Consider the following 19,793-nt stretch of genomic DNA (forward strand, 5'->3'; position numbering starts at 1 on the left):
TCAAACGCCGGCGAGGCTATGGACAGCCCCGCCGGCGTTTGAGGCGCGGGCGCGCAGCGCCCGTACGGGGTCAGGGGCGGAGCCCCTGGGAACGGTGGAAGGGCGGGTAGGGGACCAGCCCCGCGCAGCGGCAGCCCCCGGCCAAGCACCGGCCCGGGAACGGGCGAGGCCCGCCACCCCACCAGGGGTAGCGGGCCTCGGGGCCGGGGCCGGCCGGGGTCAGAGGACCTCGGCGGCGATGTTCTCCGCGACGCGCTCCAGCAGGGGACCGGCGTTCGGGATGGACTTCGCCGGGTCCGGCTCCAGGTCCGTCAGCGGGTACGCCTTGCGGATGCCCGCCGCCTCCAGGGCCTCCTGCCCCAGCAGCAGCCGCCCGCACACCGCCACGACCGGCTTGCCCGCCGCCCGCGCCGCCGCCGCGACACCGGCCGGGGCCTTGCCGTGCAGGGTCTGCTCGTCCAGGGAGCCCTCGCCCGTGATGACCAGCGTGGCCCGCTCCAGCGCCGGGGCGAAGCCGAGCACGTCGAGCATCAGCTCGATGCCGGGGCGGAAGCTCGCGCCCAGCAGCAGCGCGCCGTAGCCGATGCCGCCCGCGCCGCCCGCGCCCGGGGAGGCGGCGAGCTCGGCCGCCTTCGAGCCGATCGACTTCTCCAGCACCACCGCGAAGTGCGCCAGCGCCGCGTCGAGCGTCGCCACGTCCTCGGGCGAGGCGCCCTTCTGCGGGCCGTACACCGCCGCGCAGCCCTTCGGGCCGGTCAGCGGGTTGTCCACGTCGCTGGCGAGGACGAACTCCACCTCCGCGAAGCGGGGGTCGACCCCGGACAGGTCCGCCGACGCCAGCTGCGCCAGCGCGCCGCCGCCCGGACCGACCGGTTCGCCGTTCGCGTCCAGGAACACCGCGCCCAGCGCGGCCAGCATGCCCGCGCCGCCGTCGGTGGTGGCACTGCCGCCCACACCGAAGACGATCGAGCGCGCGCCCGCGTCCAGCGCGGCCTTCAGCACCTCGCCGGAGCCGTACGTGGTCGCCGTCAGCGGGGCGAAGGTGCCCGCCGGCAGCAGCTGGAGCCCGGAGGCCTCCGCCATCTCGACCACGGCGGTGCCGTCGCGCAGGGCGAAAGCGGCCGTGACCTGGTCGCCGAGGGGTCCGGTGACCCGTACCTCCCGGCGTTCGAAACCGGCCGCCACGGCGGCCGCGACCGTGCCGTCGCCGCCGTCCGCGACGGGGAGGGTCTCGACCTCCACGCCCGGTACGGCCTTGCGAAGGCCGGCCGTCACCCGCTCGGCGACCTGAACGGCCGTGAGCGAGCCCTTGAATTTGTCCGCGGCGATGAGCACGCGCGCGGCCTCAGTTACTGCTCCGTCCGTCACCTTGCTATCCCTTGCTATCGAACAGTGCAGTCGCGCCACCATGAGCTTATCCGGAGGATCCTCCTATGCCCATGAGTGGCCTGGGCCACACGCGGCGCGCCATGCGCGTAAATAGGGATATATCTCCGCATAGTGTGGCCCCATGAGCGCGGAATCACTGGAACAAGCACGTCCGGATGCCCCCGGAACGGGGTCCGGGGGCCCGCCGGACGACTCTCCCGACCTCGGGGTCGTCACCGTCGGAGTGATCGCCGTGCTCGCCGTCGTCGGCTGGGCCGCCCTCGGCAAGGACTCCTTCGACACCGCCTCCTCCGCCGCCCTGGCCTGGGTGCTGGCCAACTTCGCCTGGCTCTTCGTGATCGCCGCCGACGTCTTCCTCGTCATGTGCGTCGTCCTCGCGATCAGCCGCTTCGGCCGGATCCGGCTCGGCGCCGACGACTCCGAGCCCGAGTTCGGCAACCTCGCGTGGATCGCGATGATGTTCAGCGCCGGCATGGGCATCGGCCTGATGTTCTACGGGGTCGGGGAGCCGCTCACCCACTACCTCAACCCGCCCCCCGCCAGCGGAGCGGCCCCCGGCACCGGAGCCGCCGCCCGCGCCGCCCTGGACTACTCGTTCTTCCACTGGACCCTCACCCCCTGGGCGATCTACGGCATCGCCGGCCTAGCCCTGGCCTACGCGACCTTCCGCAAGGGCCGCGGCAACCGCCTCAGCTCCGCCTTCGTCCCCCTCATGGGCGAGGAACGGGCGAACGGCCGCCCCGGCAAGGCCGTCGACCTGCTCGCTGTCTTCGCCACCGTCTTCGGCACCGCCACCAGCCTCGGCCTCGGCGCCCTCCAGGTCTCCAAGGGCCTGAACATCACCACCGGCATCGAGGACTCCACCGGCGTCGAGCTGGTCATCATCGCCTCGCTCTCCGCCGCCTTCGTGCTGTCCGCCTTCTCCGGACTGCACAAGGGGGTCAAATGGCTCAGCACCATCAACATCGTGCTCGCCGCCGCCCTGATGCTCTTCGTCTTCGTCCTCGGCCCGACCGTCTACGTCCTCGACGTCATCCCGGCCGGCGTCGGCAGCTACCTGCACGAACTGCTGCCCATGGCCTCCCGCACCGGCGCCTTCACCGACAGCGCCTGGCTCGGCGCGTGGACCATCTTCTACTGGGCCTGGTGGCTCTCCTGGGCGCCCTTCGTCGGCACCTTCATCGCCCGCATCTCCCGCGGCCGCACCATCCGCGAGTTCCTCGTCGGCGTCCTGCTCGTCCCCAGCGGCGCCACCGTCGTCTGGTTCTGCGTCATGGGCGGCACCGCCATCCGCCTCGACTCCACCGGCGCCGCCGACCTCGCCTCCAAGGTCAAGGAGGGTGCCGAGGCCTCCCTCTTCGCGATGCTCGACGCCCTCCCGCTCGGCACCCTCACCTCCTGGGTGGCCATGCTCCTGGTCATGACGTACTTCGTCACCAGCGCCGACTCGGCCTCCCTGGTCATGGGCTCGCTCACCAGCCGCGGCTCCCTCCACCCGCCCACCTGGCTCGTCGTCACCTGGGGCGTCCTGATGGCCGCGGTGGCCGCCGTCCTGCTCGTCGCGGGCGGCCTGAAGTCCCTGCAGACGGCCACCATCCTGGTCGCCCTGCCCTTCGTGATCGTCATGCTGCTGCTGTGCTGGGCGCTGCTGAAGGAACTGCGCGAGGACCCCGGCGCGGGACCCGCCCGCCACCCCGCCCTCCACGGCCTGAGGGACGCCGTCAAGGCCATGGTCGGCGACGCCATCACCGAGCAGGGCCAGACCCGCCACCCCCGGCTCCGCCGCGCCGCCGAATCCCGCGCACGCGACCGCGAGGACGGCGACGCCACCTGAACGGGTTCCGCGCGGGCCCGCCCTGCCCGGCGGCCCGTACCGCCGGTTAGGGTGGCCGCGTGACCACCACGGATGACTTCGCCACCTACATCGCGAGCCTGCCCCGGGTGCTGGCCGGAGCCGCCGCCCTCTTCCGCGACGAACGGGGCCGGGTCCTGCTCGTCGAGCCCAACTACCGCGAGGGCTGGGCCCTGCCGGGCGGAACGGTCGAATCGGACAGCGGCGAGTCACCCCGTACGGCCGCCCGGCGCGAGAGCGCCGAGGAGATCGGCATCGACGTCCCGCTCGGCCGGCTCCTCGCCGTCGACTGGAGCCTCGGCGCCGGCCGCCCGCCGCTCGTCGCCTACCTCTACGACGGCGGCGTGCTCGACGCCGCACAGCTCGACTCCATCAAGCTCCAGGAGGAGGAACTGCTCTCCTGGAAGCTCGTCGAGCCCGCCGAACTCACCGGCCACCTCCTCGGATCGCTCGGCCTGCGCACCCAGGAGGCGTACCGCGCCCTGGAGACGGGCGAGGGCACCGTGGAACTGGAGAACGGCCGCCGGCCGGTCAACCCCTGAACCACCCCGCGTACTTGGACTCCTCCGACCAGGGCAGAATCAACAGATGATCACGATGTACGCCTGGCCGAGCACGGCCGACGGGCCCGACGCCCTCCCCATGGTCCACTTCACCACCGACGAGCAGTCGGGCGGCGAGGTCTCCGAAGAGGGGATGCCGATCTGGCTGTTCGACACCGCGATACGCGAGGGCGGCTGGTCCGCCTTCGAGGACTTCGAGGGCTGGTCCGCGCCCGCCGAGGGCTGGCAGGCCTTCTACCGCCGCGAGGACGACGTCCTCGCCGTCACCGGCCCCGGAGCCTGCGAGGGCTGGTACCAGGGCCGGCTCGGCGCCGACGACGACTGGATCAAGGCGGCCGCCACGCAGAACAGCGTGGTCCTGCTCGCCGCCCCCGTCCAGCACCCGTCCCTCTACGCCTACGCCGTCGAAGCCGGCGCCGGCTTCGCCCTGCTCGCCCCGCTCGTGGTGATCTGACCTATCGGGCCGCCCCGCTCTCGAACTCCAGCAGCCGCACCTTGCGCTCGATGCCGCCGCCGTACCCCGTCATCGAGCCCGAGGCGCCGATCACCCGGTGGCAGGGCACGATGATGCCGACCGGGTTCTTCCCGTTCGCCAGGCCGACCGCACGCGAGGCGCTCGGCTTGCCGAGCTCCGCCGCGAGCTGCCCGTACGACCACGTCTGCCCGTAGGGGATCCGGACGAGCTGCTCCCAGACGCTGCGCTGGAACGCGGTGCCCTCCAGTCGCACCGGCACGGTGAACTCCGTCAGCTCCCCGGCGAAGTACGCGGCCAGCTGCCGCCGCACCTCGGGGAACGGCTCCTCGGAGTCCGCCACCCGCTCGCCGAAGGACTCCTCGGCCGGCCGGTGGCGCTGTCCGGTCATGTACAGCCCGCAGAGCACCCCGTCGGCGGCGACCAGGGTGAGCGGCCCGTACGGGCTGTCGACGACGGTGTGGATCTTGTTGCTGACGCTGCTCACGGTGCTGCTCACGACGGTGCTCCTTGCGCTACGGGCAGATGGTTGATCGGGTGGTCGTCGGTGGCCCACAGGTACTGGACGGCGTACGCGCGCCAGGGCCGCCAGCCGGCCGCCCGGGCGGTCAGGGCGGCGGGCGTGGACGGCAGGCCCAGCGCCCGGGCGGCCTTGCGGACCCCCAGGTCGGACGGGAGGAAGGCATCGGGGTCGCCCAGCGCCCGCATCGCGATGACCTCGGTGGTCCAGGGCCCGAAGCCGGGCAGCGCGGACAGCCGGGCGCGGGCCGCCTCCCAGTCGCTGTCGATGCCGAGCGGCAGCGAGCCGTCCGCCAGGGCCGTGACCAGGGTGGTGAGGGTCGTGCGGCGGCTGCGCGGCATCGACAGCGACTCGGGGTCGACGCCGGCCAGCGCGGCGGGCGAGGGGAACAGGTGGGTCAGCCCGCCCTGCGGGTCCTCCACGGGCTCCCCGTACGCGGCCACCAGCCGGGCCGCGTGCGTACGGGCCGCAGCGGTGGACACCTGCTGCCCGAGGACCGCCCGTACGGCGAACTCCGCCGCGTCGACGGTACGCGGGACCCGGCGGCCGGGGGCCTTGTCCACGAGCGGGGCCAGCAGCGGATCCGTGCGCAGCTGGTCGTCGACCGCCTCCGGGTCGGCGTCCAGGTCCAGCATCCAGCGGCAGCGGCTGATGGCGATGGTCAGATCCCGCAGGTCGGTCAGCGCGAGCCGGCAGCCGATGTGGTCGGGGCCGGGCGTCAGCGCGACCACCCCGGAGCCGTACGGGAGCCGCAGCGTCCGCCGGTAGGCCCCGTCACGCCACTCCTCCACCCCGGGGACGGCGGTCGCGGCCAGGTGCCCGAAGAGGTTGTCGGGGTTGAGCGGGGCCCGGTACGGCAGCCGCAGGCTTATCGTCCCCGGGATCCGCGGCTCGCCCCGCCCGCCGGCCCTCCGGCCCGCCCGCAGCCGCAGCTCGCCGGGGGTGAGGGCGAAGACCTCCCGGACGGTCTCGTTGAAGTTCCGGATCGAGGAGAACCCGGCGGCGAAGGCCACGTCCCCCATCGGGAGCTCGGAGGTCTCGATGAGCAGCCGGGCGGTCTGGGCGCGCTGCGCCCGGGCCAGGGCCAGCGGCCCGGCGCCGAGCTCGGCGTTCAGCTGCCGCTCGACCTGCCGGGTCGAATACCCGAGCCGCAGCGCCAGCCCCGGCACGCCCTCGCGGTCCACCACCCCGTCCTGGATCAGCCGCATCGCGCGTGCGACGGCGTCGGCGCGGGCGTTCCACTCGGGGGAGCCGGGGCTGGTGTCGGGCCGGCACCGCTTGCAGGCCCGGTACCCGGCCTGCTGGCAGGCGGCGGCGCTGGGCAGGAAGCTCATGTTCTCGACCTTGGGCGGCACGGCCGGGCAACTGGGCCGGCAGTAGATGCCGGTCGTCCGGACCGCGGTGAAGAACCACCCGTCGAACCGGGCGTCCTTCGACTGCACGGCCCGCACGCAGCGGTCGGTGTCGGTGTACATGGCTCCAGCATCCCGGTCGCAGCCTGGGGAGGGCTGGCGGTTTTCCGACATCAAGCGTAGTGGGCCGGGGCGGGGCCGGGGATGGAGCCATGGCAATATGGGCGACCGATTTCGGCCACCGATTCCGCCCGTGGCCTGAAACGGCCCCATCCCGACCCCGGAAACGAGCCGAAAGGACCCGCGCGTGAGACCCGAGGCCGTCATCTGGACCGTTGTCTGTCTCCTGTTCCTGGGAGCCTCCTCCGTACTGCTGCGCCGGCACTGGAGCGGCGGCATCGCGAGCCGGCCGAATGCGGACTGGGTGTCCTGGTGCCTGCCCTGGTGGTTCTCCGCCGGCCCGGCGCTGCGGCGGGGGCTCAACCGGGCCCTGCCCATCGTCCTCGGGGGCGTCTGGGTCCTCGCCCTCGGCATGGGCGTGCGCGGGGTGCTGCCGATGCTCGGGGTGGAGCCGGGGGACGCGGCGAACATCGGGATCCCGGTGGCCACCCTGGGGCTATTGGCGTTCGGGACGGTGGTGCTCGTACCGGCGGTCGTCCTGTTCAACCGGCCCCGGCCGCTGGTGGCGCCCGGCCTCCGCGGGCAACCCGGGCTGCTGGCCGAGCGGCGCGCCGACCGGCGGCGGCGGGCCGAGGAGTCCGCGGCGGCGGTGGCGCGCGGCCGCCGGCCCCGCCGCCGCGCACAGGGCGGCACGGCCGCCGCCACCTTTCTGCTGGGCCTGGCCGCCTTCGCGACCCTGGGCACCCTGTACGCGGCCGACTGGTGGCGTGCCGCCGCCCTGCACTGGCCGGGCGGCGGCCACGCCTTCGCCGCCTGCCTCGGCCTCGCCGTGCCCCTGCTCGCCACCGGGGCGTACCTCGCCGGAGCCCGGGCGGCCGACGAGCCCGGGCTCCGCGCCGTCCCGTACTGGCTGCTGACCGGCGCGACGGCCGCCCCGCTCGCCGTCACCCTGATGCTGGCCTTCCACACGCTGCCCGGCCGGCGGGAGCGTACCCGCGGCTGCCGCGACCGCTGCTGGCTCCTGTACTCATACCCGAACGCCGTGGCATGGCAGATCACCGGCTTCGTCCTGGGCCTGGCACTCACCGCCCTGCTCGTCTTCGCCCTCCTGCGCCTGCGCGCCCGCCGCACCGCCCCCGCCCAGGCCCTGACGGCCTGATCCCGGCCCAGGCCCGCCCCGGCCCGGTGGCCCGGCCCTGCGGCCGCATGACAGAAGGGCCCCGGGTGCCAATGGCACCCGGGGCCCTTCTTCGTACGAGCCGAGCGGCAGCGTTACGGCAGCTGCGCCGCCCGCGCCTCCCGCCGGTTGTGGCGGAACGTGTTCGCGCGACGGGTCGTCGCGAACAGCGGGATGGTCGCCGCCAGGGCGATCTGGAGCGCACAGCCGGTCTGGAGCAGCAGCTGGCCGCCCGGGGCGTCGAACGCCCAGGCCGCCAGGAGGCCCATGGCCCCGACGATCCAGCTCAGCATCGCCGCCGCGAGGACACCCCGCGGCTTCGGGTACTCGACCCGGCTCACCATGAGCCACGCCACCCCGATGATCGCCAGCAGCGTCGGGACGAACGGCAGCTCCAGCAGCACGATCGAGACGACCGTCAGCGCACCGAAGGGGCTCGGCATGCCCTGGAACATGCCGTCCTTCATCGTCACGCAGCTGAATCTCGCGAGCCGCAGCACGACCGCCAGCAGGACCACGATCGCCGCGAGCGCCGACATCTTCTGGTGCGCGTCGTCGGCGACCATGCCGTAGACCAGCACGAAGTACGCCGGCGCCAGCCCGAAGCTGATCAGGTCGGACAGGTTGTCCAGCTCCGCGCCCATCGGCGAGCTGCGCAGCTTGCGGGCCACGATGCCGTCGAAGAGGTCGAAGACCGCCGCGAGGAGCATCAGTATCACCGCGGTCGCCGCGCTGTGCCGGGCCATGCCCGACTCGCCGCTGCCGGTGAGGTGCGGGATGAGGATCCCGGTGGTGGTGAAGTACACCGCCATGAATCCGCACGTGGCGTTACCGAGGGTGAGCGTGTCCGCTATCGACAGCCGCAGCGAGAGCGGCATGTCGTCCTCGGCGGACTCCTCCTCGGCGGATTCGGGAACCCAGCCGGTGGCAGGAGTCTCGGGGTCAGTCACGGTCAATTCGGGTCACCCCCGCGGTGGTGGCCTGACCGACCTCGACCGCGACCTCGACGCCCTCCGGGAGGTAGATGTCGACGCGGGAGCCGAAGCGGATCAGACCGATGCGTTCGCCCTGCTCCACCTTGGTTCCGGCCGGCAGGTACGGGACGATGCGACGCGCGACGGCGCCGGCGATCTGAACCATCTCGATGTCGCCGAGCTCGGTGTCGAAGTGCCAGACAACGCGCTCGTTGTTCTCGCTCTCCTTGTTGAACGCCGGGACGAACCCGCCGGGGATGTGCTCCACGGACGTCACCGTGCCCGCCAGGGGCGCGCGGTTGACGTGGACGTTCAGCGGGCTCATGAAGATCGCGACGCGGGTGCGCCCGTCCTTCCACGGCATGATGCTCTGCACCACGCCGTCGGCGGGCGAGATGACGCGGCCCTGGGCGATCTCGCGCTCGGGGTCGCGGAAGAACCACAGCATGCCCGCCGCGAGAGCGGTGGCGGGCACGGCCGCCGCGGCCCAGCGTCCGGACTTGCGGGCCCGGGTGAGGCTGAGCGCCGCGGTGGCGACGGTCGGCAGAAGCCACGGCGATGCTCCGCGCGCGAGGCGTACGCCGGAGAGGCTGTCGCGGTGTGCAGAGGTTTGGCTGTGGGGCATGGATGACCTTCGTAGCGGGTGATTGCCGCGCCGCAAACGGGGGGACGGGACGGCGGCTTTACTGGAATGCTATCGGTTGCGCGCAACAACTGGGCAAGCCAGAAGCCGAGTCGATGGCCGTCGGCCAGTGACTGCTGGTGACTCTTCTGCGGTGGATCATCGGATGATCCACCGCAAAAGGGACATTCAGCCCTGGAGTCGGTACTCCTCGAGCAGGCGTCGCCCGATGATCATTTTCTGGATCTCGGCGGTTCCTTCACCGATCAGAAGCATCGGCGCTTCACGGTAAAGGCGCTCGATCTCGTACTCCTTCGAGAACCCGTAGCCGCCGTGGATACGGAAGGCATCCTCGACGACCTCCTTGCAGTATTCGGAGGCGAGGTACTTCGCCATCCCGGCTTCGAGGTCGTTTCGTTCCCCGGAGTCCTTTTTGCGTGCCGCGTTCACCATCATGGCATGGGCGGCCTCGACCTTGGTAGCCATCTCGGCCAGCTTGAACTGGATGGCCTGGTGCTCGGCGATCGCCTTGCCGAAAGTGTGACGTTGCTGGGCATAGGAGACACCCAGTTCGAAAGCACGCTGCGCGACGCCGCAGCCACGCGCCGCCACGTTGACGCGGCCGACCTCGACGCCGTCCATCATTTGGTAAAACCCTCGGCCCGTCTGGCCTCCGAGGACCCGATTGGCCGGAATGCGCAGTCCGTCCATGATGAGCTCGGTCGTGTCGACGCCCTTGTAGCCCATCTTGTCGATCTTGCCCGGGATGGTCAGGCCCGGACGGACCTCCCCGAAGCCGGGCTCCTTCTCCACGAGGAAGGTGGTCATCGACTTGTGGGGCGCGGTGCCCTCGGGGTGTCCTTCGTCACTCCGGACCAGGACCGCGACCAGGGTGGAGCTGCCGCCGTTCGTCAGCCACATCTTCTGGCCGTTCAGGACGTACTCGTCGCCGTCCTTCACCGCCTTGGACGTGATGGCCGACACATCGGAGCCCAGCCCCGGCTCCGACATCGAGAACGCGCCGCGCACCTCGCCCAGCGCCATCCGCGGGAGGAAGTGGTCCTTCTGCTCCTGCGTGCCGTGCTGCTTGAGCATGTACGCCACGATGAAGTGCGTGTTGATGATGCCCGAGACGGACATCCAGCCGCGGGCTATCTCCTCGACGCACAGCGCGTAGGTGAGCAGCGACTCACCCAGGCCGCCGTACTCCTCCGGGATCATCAGGCCGAAGAGGCCCAGCTCCTTGAGGCCGTCGACGATCTGCTGCGGGTACTCGTCGCGGTGTTCCAGCTCGGTCGCGACCGGGATGATCTCCTTGTCGACGAACTCCCGGACGGTCTTGAGGATCTCCTGCTGGACGTCCGTGAGCCCGGCGGTCTGGGCGAGTCGTGCCATGGCTACTTCCCCTGTTCCTTCAGCTGAGGCCGGCCGGGCTGCTCGCCGCCGCGCGCCTTGATGTACGTCTCGGTCGGGACCATCACCTTGCGCCGGAAGACGCAGACGAGGGTGCCGTCCTGCTTGTAGCCCTTGGTCTCCACGTAGACGATGCCGCGGTCGTCCTTGGACTTGGACGGGGTCTTGTCCAGGACCGTGGTCTCGCCGTAGATCGTGTCGCCGTGGAAGGTCGGCGCCACGTGCCGCAGGGACTCGATCTCCAGGTTGGCGATGGCCTTCCCGGAGACGTCCGGCACGGACATGCCGAGCAGCAGCGAGTAGATGTAGTTGCCGACCACCACGTTCTTGCCGAAGTCGGTCGTGTTCTCGGCGTAGTTCACGTCCATGTGGAGCGGGTGGTGGTTCATGGTGAGCAGACAGAAGAGGTGGTCGTCGTACTCCGTGACCGTCTTCCCGGGCCAGTGCTTGTAGACCGCGCCGATCTCGAACTCTTCGTAAGTGCGTCCGAACTGCATGGCCCTACGCCTCCGGGATCTCGAACTTGGTGGTGCGCTCCATGCCGGCGGCCCGGCCCTTGCCGGCGATGACCAGGGCCATCTTGCGGCTGGCCTCGTCGATCATCTCGTCGCCGAGCATCGCGGAGCCCTTCTTGCCGCCCGCCTCGGAGGTGCACCAGTCGTAGGCGTCGAGGATCAGCTCGGCGTGGTCGTAGTCCTCCTGGGAGGGCGAGAAGACCTCGTTGGCCGCGTCGACCTGGCCCGGGTGCAGCACCCACTTGCCGTCGAAGCCCAGGGCGGCGGCGCGTCCGGCGACCTCGCGGTAGGCGTCCACGTCGCGGATCTGGAGGAAGGGGCCGTCGATGGCCTGGAGGTTGTGCGTACGGGCCGCCATCAGGATCCGCATCAGGATGTAGTGGTAGGCGTCCGCCGGGTAGCCGGGCGGCTGCATGCCCACGACCAGGGACTTCATGTTGATCGAGGCCATGAAGTCGGCCGGGCCGAAGATGATGGTCTCCAGGCGCGGCGAGGCGGCGGCGATCTCGTCGACGTTGACCAGGCCCTTGGCGTTCTCGATCTGCGCCTCGATGCCGATCTTGCCGACCTCGAAGCCCATGGTCTTCTCGATCTGGGTCAGGAGGAGGTCGAGGGCCACGACCTGCTGCGCGTCCTGGACCTTGGGCAGCATGATGCAGTCGAGGTTCTGGCCGGCGCCCTCGACGACGGTGATGACGTCGCGGTAGGTCCAGTGGGTGGTCCAGTCGTTGACGCGGACCACGCGGGTCTTGCCGGTCCAGTCGCCGTTGTTCAGCGCGTCCACGATGGTGTGGCGGGCGCCTTCCTTGGCGAGCGGGGCGCAGGCGTCCTCCAGGTCCAGGAAGACCTGGTCGGCGGGCAGGCCCTGGGCCTTCTCCAGGAACCGCGGGTTGGAGCCCGGGACCGCGAGGCAGGAGCGGCGCGGACGCAGCCGGTTCACGGGGGAGAGGGGCGTGGTCATGCGGGGACCTCCGTGCTTTCAGCGATGTTGAGAGGGTGGAGCTTGTTGGCCTTGCGGATCTCGTCGACGATACGGCCGATGATCTCCGTGATGCCGAAGTCCTTCGGGGTGAACACGGCGGCCACCCCGGCGGCCTTCAGCGTGACGGCGTCGGCGTTCGGAATGATGCCCCCGACGATGACGGGGATGTCGCCCGCCCCCGCCGTGCGCAGTCGTTCCAGGACGTCCGGGACCAGTGCGCTGTGCGAACCGGACAGGATGGACAGTCCCACGCAGTGCACGTCCTCGGCCAGGGCTGCCGAGGAGATCTCCTCGGGAGTCAGCCGGATGCCCTGGTAGACCACCTCGAACCCGGCGTCGCGGGCCCGTACGGCGATCTGCTCGGCACCGTTGGAGTGACCGTCCAGGCCGGGCTTGCCGACCAGCAGGCGCAGCCGGCCGGAGCCCAGCTCGTCGGCGGTCCGGGAGACCTTCTCGCGGACCAGGGCCAGCGGGGTGCCCTCCTCGGCGGTGACGGCGACCGGGGCCGAGGAGACCCCGGTCGGGGCGCGGAACTCGCCGAAGACCTCGCGCAGGGCGTTCGCCCACTCGCCGGTGGTGACACCGGCGCGGGCGCACTCCAGGGTGGCCTCCATCAGGTTCTCGGTCCCGGCGGCGGCCTCCTTCAGCCGGTCCAGGGCCTGCCCGGCGGTCGGGAAGACGAACGGGTCGCCGTTCCCCTGCCGGTCCGAGGACTCCTGCCGCTCGGCACGCCAGCGGGCGATCCGCTCGACGGTGAACGCCTCCACCGCGGGGTCGACGGTCATGATGGCCCCGTCGAGGTCGGAGGTGAGCGGGTTCTCCTCGGTCTGCTGGAAGCAGTTCACGCCGACGATCTTGTCCTCGCCGGCCTCGATCCGGGCGCGCCGCTCGGCGTGCGAGGAGACCAGCTGGGACTTCAGGTAACCGGACTCGACGGCCGCCATCGCGCCGCCCATCTCCTGGATCCGGTCGATCTCGGCCAGGCAGTCGGCGACCAGGGAGTCGACCTTGGCCTCGATGACGTGGGAGCCGGCGAAGATGTCCTCGTACTCCAGCAGGTCGCTCTCGTGGGCCAGGACCTGCTGGATGCGCAGCGACCACTGCTGGTCCCAGGGCCGGGGCAGGCCCAGCGCCTCGTTCCAGGCGGGCAGCTGCACCGCGCGGGCGCGGGCGTCCTTGGAGAGGGTGACCGCGAGCATCTCCAGGACGATGCGCTGGACGTTGTTCTCGGGCTGGGCCTCGGTCAGGCCCAGCGAGTTCACCTGGACGCCGTAGCGGAACCGGCGATGCTTGGCGTTCTCGATGCCGTAGCGCTCCTTGGTGACCTTGTCCCAGATCCGGCTGAAGGCGCGCATCTTGCACATCTCCTCGATGAAGCGGACGCCCGCGTTCACGAAGAAGGAGATGCGGGCGACCACCTCGCCGAAGCGCTCCTCGGGCACCTGGCCCGAGTCGCGCACCGAGTCCAGGACGGCGATCGCGGTGGACATCGCGTACGAGATCTCCTGGACCGGCGTGGCCCCGGCCTCCTGCAGGTGGTAGCTGCAGATGTTGATCGGGTTCCACTTCGGGATGTGGCTGACCGTGTACGCGATCATGTCCGTCGTCAGGCGGAGCGAGGGCCCGGGCGGGAAGACGTGCGTCCCGCGCGAGAGGTACTCCTTGACGATGTCGTTCTGGGTGGTGCCCTGGAGCTGGGAGATGTCCGCGCCCTGCTCCTCGGCGGCCACCTGGTAGAGCGCCAGCAGCCACATGGCGGTGGCGTTGATCGTCATCGAGGTGTTCATCTGCTCCAGGGGTATGTCCTGGAACAGCCGCCGCATGTCGCCGAGGTGGGAGACCGGGACCCCGACCCGGCCGACCTCGCCGCGGGCGAGGACGTGGTCGGGGTCGTAGCCGGTCTGCGTCGGGAGGTCGAACGCGACCGACAGGCCGGTCTGGCCCTTGGCGAGGTTGCGGCGGTACAGCTCGTTGGACGCCTCGGCCGTGGAGTGGCCGGCGTACGTCCGCATGAGCCACGGACGGTCCTTCTGGCGCTCTGTCATCTCAGGCGTTCCTTATGGCCTTTGAGCGGACTCAGACGTTGCGGAAGCGGTTGATCGCGTCGAGGTGCTCGGCGCGCATCTCGTGGTCGCGGACGCCCAGGCCCTCCTGGGGGGCGAGGGCGAGGACGCCGACCTTGCCCTGGTGGAGGTTGCGGTGGACGTCGTAGGCCGCCTGGCCGGTCTCCTCCAGGGAGTAGACCTTCGAGAGGGTGGGGTGGATCTTGCCCTTGGCGATCAGGCGGTTGGCTTCCCACGCCTCGCGGTAGTTCGCGAAGTGCGAGCCGATGATCTTCTTGAGGGACATCCACAGGTAGCGGTTGTCGTACTCGTGCATGTAGCCCGAGGTCGAGGCGCAAGTGGTGATCGTGCCGCCCTTGCGGGTGACGTAGACGGAGGCGCCGAAGGTCTCGCGGCCCGGGTGCTCGAAGACGATGTCGATGTCCTCGCCGCCGGTGAGCTCGCGGATCTTCGAGCCGAAGCGCTTCCACTCGCGGGGGTCCTGGGTGCGCTCGTCCTTCCAGAACTTGTAGCCCTCGGCGTTGCGGTCGATGACGGCCGTGGCGCCCATCTTCCGGCAGATCTCGGCCTTCTCCGGGGAGGAGACGACGCAGATCGGGTTGGCGCCGCCGGCCAGGGCGAACTGGGTGGCGTAGGAGCCGAGGCCGCCGCTGGCGCCCCAGATCAGGACGTTGTCGCCCTGCTTCATGCCGGCGCCGTTGCGGGAGACCAGCTGGCGGTAGGCGGTGGAGTTGACCAGGCCGGGGGAGGCGGCCTCCTCCCAGCTGAGGTGGCCGGGCTTGGGCATCAGCTGGTTGGACTTGACGAGGGCGATCTCCGCCAGGCCGCCGAAGTTGGTCTCGAAGCCCCAGATGCGCTGCTCGGGGTCGAGCATCGTGTCGTTGTGGCCGTCCGAGGACTCCAGCTCGACCGAGAGGCAGTGCGCGACGACCTCGTCGCCCGGCTTCCAGGAGTTGACGCCGGGGCCGGTGCGCAGCACGACGCCCGCGAGGTCGGAGCCGATGACGTGGTACGGGAGGTCGTGGCGCTTGGTGAGCTCCGACAGGCGCCCGTAGCGCTCCAGGAAGTTGAAGGTGGAAACCGGCTCGAAGATCGAGGTCCACACCGAGTTGTAGTTGACCGAGGAGGCCATGACGGCCACCAGGGCCTCGCCCGGGCCGAGTTCCGGAACCGGGACCTGGTCCAGGTGCAGGGACTTGCGCGGGTCCTTCTCGCGGGTGGTGAGCCCCGCGAACATCTCCGCCTCGTCCTTGTGCACGGTGATCGCGCGGTACGAGTCGGGGAGCGGCAGTGCGGCGAAGTCTGCGGCGGTGGCGGACTGCGACTGAATCGCGTCCAGGATGTCCTTCACGGTATTGCCTCCGGCGAGCGCTATGAGGGTGCGCTGAGGGATACGCGGGTGCGCGGTTACGTGTGGTGTGGTGCTGCGAGGTGCCGTCGGGTCCTGGGAGTCCCCCCCCGGCCGAAGGCTGGGGGAGGAGCAGTGGTGCTGCTGTGCTGTCGCGCCTGTGGTGAGGGCGGAGCGGGGCCTGGTGACGCAGGCATCCGGGGCGCGTTCCGTACCGAGTGGGTGTGGGCCGCGGGGACATCCGGACGGGATTCAACGTATGGCACCCCGTGTCACTCGGCAAGGCACTCGGTGCCAAAAATTTCTCTCACTTGCCGATTGACCTGCGCAGATGAGCGATGATCGATCAGAGTTACCCGCGAGTAGGGGCAACTCGGACAAAGGAAAGCGGCCGCCCCCGGAATGGGAGCGGCCGCTGTGACGAGAGTGACTATTTGTTTCTGAGTGCTTCTTCGATGGTCCGCATGACCTCGTCGAGCGGAGCGTCCGTGCGCGCCACCGCGACCAGGACCTCGCCCTCCGTGCGCACCGCCGCCTGCGGGGCCTCGGCCGGCACGCCCTGCGTCCGGCCGGCTCCGATGCCGGACCCGAAGGTCTTGCGGACGATCGCGAAGGCGTGGTCCAGCTGCGCCTCCACGTCACCCTGGCCCCCCGCCCGCAGCCAGCGCCGCAGCACGTGGTTGTGCGCGGTCACCACCGCGGAGGCGGCCACCTCGGCCAGCAGCGGGTCGTCGTTGCCGTCGTGGTGGTCGGTCTCGTCGAAGTGGGCGAGCAGGTAGCGGGTGAACAGCCGCTCGTAGCGGGCGACCGAGGCGATCTCCCGCTCCCGCAGCGCCGGCACCTCGCGGGTCAGCCGGTAGCGCTCCACCGACACCGCCGGCGAGGCGGCGTACATCTTCATGACTTCCTTGATCCCCCGGCACACCGTGTCGAGCGGGTGCTCGTGCGCCGGAGCCACGTCCAGGACGGCCTCGGCGCGGATCAGGGTGTCGTCGTGGTCCGGGAAGATCGCCTCTTCCTTGGACCGGAAGTGCCGGAAGAAGGTCCGGCGCGCCACCCCGGCGGTCGCGGCGATCTCGTCGACCGTCGTGGCCTCGTACCCCTTGGTCGCGAAGAGCTCCATCGCCGCGGCGGCGAGCTCTCGGCGCATCTTGAGCCGCTGGGCGGCCGCCCGGGTGCCGGCCGCGCTCTCCTGGGAGTCGGCGGCCGACGCGGCGCGGGGTGAGGTCTTGGCGGGCTGGGACATAGAGCGAAAGTACTTCATTCGCGCAGGCGCGCGCGCCGGAGGGGGGTGAGAGGGGGGTGGATGCGGGGGAGGGCCCGCACTGGGCTCGGGAGGGTATGTCCGCCGTGAGGGTCCGGCGGACCCGAGCAGCCCTCCCCACGCATCCTGATCGGGGCCCGGCCGGGGGTCAGGGGGTGTCCCCCTACCGGCGGGCGTACTCACGGAATCCGCGGCCGGTCTTCCGGCCCAGGCAGCCCGCCGCCACCAGGTGCTCCAGCAGCGGGGACGGCGCCAGGGCGGGGTCGCGGAACTCCTGGTACAGGACCTTCTCGATGGCGAGCGACACGTCCAGGCCGACCACGTCGAGGAGCTCGAAGGGCCCCATCGGGTACCCGCCGCCCAGCTTCATCGCGGCGTCGATGTCGTCGATGCCCGCGTAGTGCTGCTCGACCATCTTGATGGCGTTGTTCAAGTACGGGAACAGCAGCGCGTTCACGATGAACCCGGCCCGGTCCCCGCAGTCCACCGGGTGCTTGCGCACCTTGGCGCAGACCTCGCGGACCGTGGCGTGCACGTCGTCGGCCGTCAGGACCGTCCGGACCACCTCGACCAGCTTCATGGCCGGAGCCGGGTTGAAGAAGTGCATGCCGATCACGTCCTGCGGACGCGAGGTGGCCCGCGCGACCGCGATCACCGGCAGCGAGGAGGTGGTGGTGGCCAGCACCGCGCCCGGCTTGCAGACCTTGTCCAGGCCCGCGAAGAGCTGCTGCTTGACCTCCAGGTCCTCGGCGACCGCCTCGACCGCCAGGTCCACGTCCGCGAACGCCTCCAGCGACCCGGCCGGGGTGATCCGGTCCAGGGTCTGCGCGGCGGCCTCCTCGGTCAGTCGGCCCTTGGACACCGCACGGCCCAGGGACTTCCCGATCGCGGCCTTCGCGGCCTCGGCCTTCTCCTCGCTGCGGGCGGCCAGCACCACGTCGTAGCCGGCCTGCGCGAAGACCTGCGCGATGCCGCTCGCCATGGTCCCGGAGCCGGCCACGCCGACCGAGGAGACCGGACGGCCCGCGCCCAGCAGGGACCCGTCCAGCGGGGTCTGCAGGTCGCGGACGACCACCGGGCTGCCCGGGGCCTCGTACGTGTAGAAGCCGCGCCCGGCCTTCTGCCCGGTCAGTCCCGCCTCGACGAGGTGGCCCAGGATCGGCGCCGGGGCGTGCAGCCGGTCGCCCGAGGAGGCGTACATGGCCTCCAGCACGGTGCGCGCGGTGTCCACGCCGACCAGGTCGAGCAGGGCGAGGGGGCCCATCGGCAGGCCGCAGCCCAGCTTCATCGCCGCGTCGATGTCCTCACGGGAGGCGTACTTGGCCTCGTACATCGCGGCGGCCTGGTTGAGGTAGCCGAAGAGCAGGCCGTCGGCGACGAAGCCGGGCCGGTCGCCGACCGCGACGGGCTGCTTGCCCAGCTCCACCGCCAGCTCGGTGACCGCCGCGACGGCCGTCGGCGCGGTCAGCACGCTGGAGACGATCTCCACGAGCTTCATCGCCGGCGCCGGGTTGAAGAAGTGCATGCCCAGCACCCGCTCGGGGTGCCGCGACTCGGCGGCGAGCCGGGTCACGGACAGCGCGTTGGTGCCGGTGGCCAGCACGGTGTCGGGCCGGACGACCGCGTCGAGCTCGCCGATGATCCGGTGCTTGAGGTCGTAGTCCTCCGGGACCACCTCGATGACGAGGTCGGCCTCGGCGGCGGCCCCGAGGTCCGTGAAGGTGCGGAAGCGGGCCAGGACCGCCTCGCGCTCCTGCTCGGTGAGCTTGTACTTGGCCACCGAGCGGGCCGTGGCGGCCGCGAGGGCCCCGGCGGCGCGGCGGGTGGCGGCCTCGCTGACGTCGATGCCGATGACCTCGCGGCCGGCCCGGGCGAGCACCTCGGCGATGCCGGTGCCCATCGTGCCGAGGCCGACGACGGCGACGGTGCGGAGGGAGGACTGACTGGACGTGGACGGAAGGTCCATCGCGGGACTCCAGTGGAAGAGGGTGACGACTGAGGGAGCGCGCGGCGCACGGCGCGCGCGGATGCCGTACGGAAGAGCCGTGCGGAGCGGACCCGGCGGTGCGCCCGGAGAGGGATGGGGGCGCGGCGGGTGGAGACGGCGGAACCCTGTCCCGGGGTCCAGCCGTACGGGTGAAACGGTCGAGCGAACGGACCGACTGGTACGGGGCGGCTGCGTCACCAGGCCGCGTCCGTACGTGTTGGGAAGGACATTAACCGGCCGGTAACTGGTCCGCCAGAGCGCGGAGATGTGACCTGTACCGCCCAAATGTACCGATCATCGATCATCGATCAGCGGGCTCCGCGGAACGCCGCCTACCGGGGGTCACGGGGCCCTAGGGTGGCCGCGTGAACGACGTGCTGGAACGCCTGAGGGCGGAGGCCGACGACTCGGCCGCGTACGCGGAACTGCTCACGGCGGCGCCGGACGCCCTGGCCGCCTCCCTGACCTCCGCCGGGCTGCCCCTGTGGGCCCGCGAACTGGCCGCGTACCGGCTCGGGATGGCCGGGGACCGGCGGGCCTTCGAGCCGCTGGTCCTGCTGCTCAACCACCGGGACCCGGCCCGCTGCGCCGCCGCCGCGCAGGCGCTCGGCGTCCTCGGCGACCCGCGCACCGCACGCGCGGCGGCGGCCCTGGCGACGAACTCCCTGCGCACGGCCTACGCCCTGCACCCGGTCCGGCTGCTGACCGCCCTGCGGGCACCCGAGTCGGCCCCGGCCCTGATCAAGACCCTGTCCCGGCTGCTGGCCCCGCACGACCCGTACTGGCGGGTGGCCCTGGCCTGCGTCGAAGGCCTGGGCGCCCTCGCCGACGCCCGGGCCCGCGACGTCCTGGTCCGCGCCCAGGCCCACCCCCGGCTGGCGCTGGCCGCCACCGAAGCCCTGGCCGGGCTGATGGCGGGGCACCCCGACGCGTAAGCCCTGGCCGGGCGGGGGCGGGAGTGCCGCTGCGCGGGCTTCTCCCCGCCCCGCCCTTCGCCCGTTCCCCGGGGCTGCGCCCCGGACCCCCTGGGGGCTCCGCCCCCAGACCCCCGCGCCTCAAACGCCGGCGGGGCTGAGATGTGCCGGCGGGGCTGGATTTCGCGCAGCGAAATTCCAGCCCGCGCGGCGATTGAGCGCACCGGGCGCGCAGCGCCCGGTATCGGGGTCAGGGGCGGAGCCCC

General features: G+C 71.5%; 17 protein-coding genes. 5 read left to right on the top strand and 12 right to left on the bottom strand.

The features are described from left to right. Window positions 1–219: 219 nt before the first annotated feature. Window positions 220–1,368 (bottom strand): glycerate kinase, encoded by a 1,149-nt coding sequence (locus AC07A6_RS39360; RefSeq protein WP_362472390.1) that lies wholly within the window; start codon window positions 1,366–1,368, stop codon window positions 220–222. 142 nt (window positions 1,369–1,510) lie between these two features. Between AC07A6_RS39360 and AC07A6_RS39365 the strand changes: the two genes are divergently transcribed. Genes AC07A6_RS39365 through AC07A6_RS39375 form a run of 3 tightly spaced genes read left to right on the top strand, consistent with a single transcriptional unit; the run spans window position 1,511 to window position 4,258 of the window. Beyond that, window positions 1,511–3,223 carry a BCCT family transporter gene (locus tag AC07A6_RS39365; RefSeq protein WP_478780315.1) on the top strand — a complete coding sequence of 571 codons (1,713 nt, stop codon included), beginning with the start codon at window positions 1,511–1,513 and terminating at the stop codon, window positions 3,221–3,223. 59 nt (window positions 3,224–3,282) lie between these two features. Continuing rightward, the gene (locus AC07A6_RS39370) at window positions 3,283–3,783 is read left to right on the top strand and encodes an NUDIX hydrolase (protein ID WP_362472384.1); all 501 of its coding nucleotides are present in this window, start codon (window positions 3,283–3,285) and stop codon (window positions 3,781–3,783) included. Window positions 3,784–3,829: 46 nt separating this feature from the next. Next, on the top strand, window positions 3,830–4,258 hold the full coding sequence (locus AC07A6_RS39375; protein WP_042802173.1) for a hypothetical protein: 429 nt from the start codon (window positions 3,830–3,832) through the stop codon (window positions 4,256–4,258). A 1-nt stretch (window position 4,259) separates the two neighbouring features. On the opposite strand, the gene AC07A6_RS39380 is transcribed toward AC07A6_RS39375, so the two are convergent. Continuing rightward, entirely contained in the window at window positions 4,260–4,775 is a 516-nt protein-coding gene (locus AC07A6_RS39380) for a methylated-DNA--[protein]-cysteine S-methyltransferase (RefSeq protein ID WP_362472380.1), read from the bottom strand. Beyond that, window positions 4,772–6,271: an AlkA N-terminal domain-containing protein gene (locus AC07A6_RS39385; protein WP_478780316.1), complete on the bottom strand. Its 1,500-nt coding sequence runs from the start codon at window positions 6,269–6,271 to the stop codon at window positions 4,772–4,774. Before AC07A6_RS39385 ends, AC07A6_RS39380 begins: the two co-directional genes overlap by 4 nt. A gap of 184 nt (window positions 6,272–6,455) precedes the next feature. On the opposite strand from AC07A6_RS39385, the gene AC07A6_RS39390 reads away from it, so the two are divergent. Beyond that, window positions 6,456–7,427 carry a hypothetical protein gene (locus AC07A6_RS39390; protein WP_478780317.1) on the top strand — a complete coding sequence of 324 codons (972 nt, stop codon included), beginning with the start codon at window positions 6,456–6,458 and terminating at the stop codon, window positions 7,425–7,427. 113 nt (window positions 7,428–7,540) lie between these two features. Here the strand turns inward: AC07A6_RS39390 and pssA are convergent, their stop codons facing one another. From pssA to AC07A6_RS39435, 9 genes are all read right to left on the bottom strand, one after another. Beyond that, complete coding sequence (gene pssA / locus AC07A6_RS39395; RefSeq protein WP_185911220.1) at window positions 7,541–8,401, bottom strand: CDP-diacylglycerol--serine O-phosphatidyltransferase; 861 nt, start codon at window positions 8,399–8,401, stop codon at window positions 7,541–7,543. Next, window positions 8,388–9,044, bottom strand: coding sequence for a phosphatidylserine decarboxylase (locus AC07A6_RS39400; protein WP_125817380.1), 657 nt, complete (start codon window positions 9,042–9,044; stop codon window positions 8,388–8,390). Before AC07A6_RS39400 ends, pssA begins: the two co-directional genes overlap by 14 nt. 186 nt (window positions 9,045–9,230) lie before the next feature. Then, entirely contained in the window at window positions 9,231–10,436 is a 1,206-nt protein-coding gene (locus AC07A6_RS39405; protein WP_362472370.1) for an acyl-CoA dehydrogenase family protein, read from the bottom strand. A 2-nt stretch (window positions 10,437–10,438) separates the two neighbouring features. After that, the gene (locus tag AC07A6_RS39410) at window positions 10,439–10,951 is read right to left on the bottom strand and encodes a MaoC family dehydratase (RefSeq protein ID WP_362472367.1); all 513 of its coding nucleotides are present in this window, start codon (window positions 10,949–10,951) and stop codon (window positions 10,439–10,441) included. 4 nt (window positions 10,952–10,955) lie between these two features. After that, on the bottom strand, window positions 10,956–11,930 hold the full coding sequence (locus tag AC07A6_RS39415; RefSeq protein WP_362472364.1) for an HpcH/HpaI aldolase/citrate lyase family protein: 975 nt from the start codon (window positions 11,928–11,930) through the stop codon (window positions 10,956–10,958). Further along, entirely contained in the window at window positions 11,927–13,996 is a 2,070-nt protein-coding gene (locus AC07A6_RS39420) for a protein meaA (protein ID WP_478780318.1), read from the bottom strand. Before AC07A6_RS39420 ends, AC07A6_RS39415 begins: the two co-directional genes overlap by 4 nt. A gap of 31 nt (window positions 13,997–14,027) precedes the next feature. Further along, window positions 14,028–15,365 (bottom strand): crotonyl-CoA carboxylase/reductase, encoded by a 1,338-nt coding sequence (gene ccrA, locus AC07A6_RS39425; protein ID WP_385769910.1) that lies wholly within the window; start codon window positions 15,363–15,365, stop codon window positions 14,028–14,030. Between the two features lie 427 nt (window positions 15,366–15,792). Continuing rightward, a complete protein-coding gene (locus AC07A6_RS39430; protein WP_362472355.1) occupies window positions 15,793–16,608 on the bottom strand; it encodes a TetR family transcriptional regulator in 816 nt (271 codons plus the stop codon). Window positions 16,609–16,789: 181 nt separating this feature from the next. Then, window positions 16,790–18,592, bottom strand: a complete 1,803-nt coding sequence (locus AC07A6_RS39435; RefSeq protein ID WP_362472352.1) for a 3-hydroxyacyl-CoA dehydrogenase family protein — start codon at window positions 18,590–18,592, stop codon at window positions 16,790–16,792. A 386-nt stretch (window positions 18,593–18,978) separates the two neighbouring features. Here AC07A6_RS39435 and AC07A6_RS39440 point away from each other — a divergent pair, with 386 nt between their 5' ends. After that, window positions 18,979–19,548, top strand: coding sequence for a HEAT repeat domain-containing protein (locus AC07A6_RS39440; RefSeq protein ID WP_362472349.1), 570 nt, complete (start codon window positions 18,979–18,981; stop codon window positions 19,546–19,548). Window positions 19,549–19,793: the final 245 nt, after the last annotated feature.

Source organism: Streptomyces sp. NPDC044002 (assembly GCF_056434525.1).

Coding starts and splice junctions, on each gene's coding strand:
- AC07A6_RS39400 (WP_125817380.1), bottom strand. CDS start 9,044: ATGCCCCACAGCCAAACCTCTGCACACCGCGACAGCCTCTCCGGCGTA.
- AC07A6_RS39430 (WP_362472355.1), bottom strand. CDS start 16,608: ATGTCCCAGCCCGCCAAGACCTCACCCCGCGCCGCGTCGGCCGCCGAC.
- AC07A6_RS39375 (WP_042802173.1), top strand. CDS start 3,830: ATGATCACGATGTACGCCTGGCCGAGCACGGCCGACGGGCCCGACGCC.
- AC07A6_RS39385 (WP_478780316.1), bottom strand. CDS start 6,271: ATGTACACCGACACCGACCGCTGCGTGCGGGCCGTGCAGTCGAAGGAC.
- AC07A6_RS39365 (WP_478780315.1), top strand. CDS start 1,511: ATGAGCGCGGAATCACTGGAACAAGCACGTCCGGATGCCCCCGGAACG.
- AC07A6_RS39410 (WP_362472367.1), bottom strand. CDS start 10,951: ATGCAGTTCGGACGCACTTACGAAGAGTTCGAGATCGGCGCGGTCTAC.
- AC07A6_RS39415 (WP_362472364.1), bottom strand. CDS start 11,930: ATGACCACGCCCCTCTCCCCCGTGAACCGGCTGCGTCCGCGCCGCTCC.
- AC07A6_RS39420 (WP_478780318.1), bottom strand. CDS start 13,996: ATGACAGAGCGCCAGAAGGACCGTCCGTGGCTCATGCGGACGTACGCC.
- AC07A6_RS39435 (WP_362472352.1), bottom strand. CDS start 18,592: ATGGACCTTCCGTCCACGTCCAGTCAGTCCTCCCTCCGCACCGTCGCC.
- AC07A6_RS39405 (WP_362472370.1), bottom strand. CDS start 10,436: ATGGCACGACTCGCCCAGACCGCCGGGCTCACGGACGTCCAGCAGGAG.